The sequence below is a fragment of the Herbaspirillum sp. B65 genome (genome assembly GCF_000333555.1).
Taxonomy (GTDB): Bacteria; Pseudomonadota; Gammaproteobacteria; order Burkholderiales; family Burkholderiaceae_D; genus Herbaspirillum; species Herbaspirillum rubrisubalbicans.
Genome location: NZ_BADI01000185.1, coordinates 1 through 1,420 on the forward strand (window position 1 = coordinate 1; position 1,420 = coordinate 1,420).

General features: G+C 61.0%; 1 protein-coding gene and 2 pseudogenes. All 3 read right to left on the bottom strand.

Translation table 11 applies throughout. From position 1 onward, the window contains the following. Window positions 1-217 (bottom strand): annotated as a pseudogene (locus I5W_RS04620) (cytochrome o ubiquinol oxidase subunit IV); the annotation flags it as partial. After that, window positions 214-840: a cytochrome o ubiquinol oxidase subunit III gene (gene cyoC / locus I5W_RS04625; protein WP_017453466.1), complete on the bottom strand. Its 627-nt coding sequence runs from the start codon at window positions 838-840 to the stop codon at window positions 214-216. The gene cyoC and the pseudogene I5W_RS04620, both read right to left, overlap by 4 nt. Next, window positions 833-1,420, bottom strand: a pseudogene (locus I5W_RS04630) (cytochrome o ubiquinol oxidase subunit I); the annotation flags it as partial. The gene cyoC and the pseudogene I5W_RS04630, both read right to left, overlap by 8 nt.

The following is a 1,420-nucleotide window of genomic DNA, read 5'->3' on the forward strand; positions in this document are numbered from 1 at the left end:
CCAGCAGCACGATACCCAGGGTGGCGAAGCTGGAGATGGTCTTGTGCATCACCATCCAGAACGGGATCGCGGTCAGGATCACGGCCAGCACGAAGCCGGTGACGTAATCCTTCATCGTGCCGTGGGCGGCGTGGTCGCCATGACCATGACCGTGGCCATGGTCGTCGTCGTGCTGGCCCATCGGGCGGGCCGGGTGTTCTTGGTGGCCGCGGCTCATGGCAGGACTCCCATCAGATAAACAAAGGTGAAGACGCCGATCCAGACCACGTCCAGGAAGTGCCAGAACATCGACAGGCACATCAGACGGCGACCATTGGCTTCGGTCAGGCCGTGCTTGTTGATCTGGAACAGCAGCACGACCAGCCAGATGATGCCGAAGGTCACGTGCAGACCGTGGGTACCGACCAGCGCGAAGAACGAGGTCAGGAAGCCGCTACGGGACGGGCCCGCGCCTTCGTGGATCAGGTGCAGGAACTCATAGAGTTCGAAGTAGATGAAGCCAGCACCGAGCAGACCCGTGATGATCAGCCAGAAGATGGTGTTCTGCTGCTTCTTGGCCTGCATGGCCAGCATGGCAAAGCCGTAGGTGATCGACGACAGCAGCAGCAGCGCGGTGTTGAGCGCCACCAGCGGCAGGTCGAACAGTTCGGCCCCGGTCGGACCGCCGGCATAGTTGCGGCCAAGGACGGCATAGCACGCAAACAGGCAGGCGAAGATCAGGCAATCGCTCATCAGGTAGATCCAGAAGCCCAGCAGGGTGCCGTTCTCTGGATGGTGATGGCGGACGAAATAGCGCGAGCTAGGCGTCGCGTCGGCCGTGTGGTTGATTGCTTCAGACATGGCTATTCAACAGACGTGTGCGCTCTGCTTCGACACGGACGACTTCGTCGGCCGGGATGTAGTAGTCGCGGTTGTAATTAAAGGTGTGGATGATGGTGGCAGCGATCATTGCAACGAAGATCACCACCGCCGGCAGCCACATGTGCCAGATCAGGGTAAAGCCCAGCACTGCCGCCAATGCCGCGATGATGAAGCCGGCACCGGTGTTCTTGGGCATGTGGATTTCCACGAAGTCACCCAGCGGACGCTGATACTTGTTCTTCTTCATGTCAGCCCAGGCGTCGTTGTCATGCACGACCGGGGTGAAGGCGAAGTTGTAGGCTGGCGGCGGCGAGGAAGTGGACCATTCCAGGGTACGGGCATCCCACGGGTCGCCGGTGACATCGGCCAGCTTTCTGCGGTCGCGGATGGACACNGCGATCTGGATGATGAACGAACCGATACCCAGGGCGATCAGGCCAGCACCGATGGCGGCGACCACGAACCAGATCTGCAGCGACGGATCGTCGAAGTGGCTCATGCGGGCGGGTCACGCCCATCAGGCCCAGCACGTACAGCGCCATGAAGGCCCAGGTAAAAC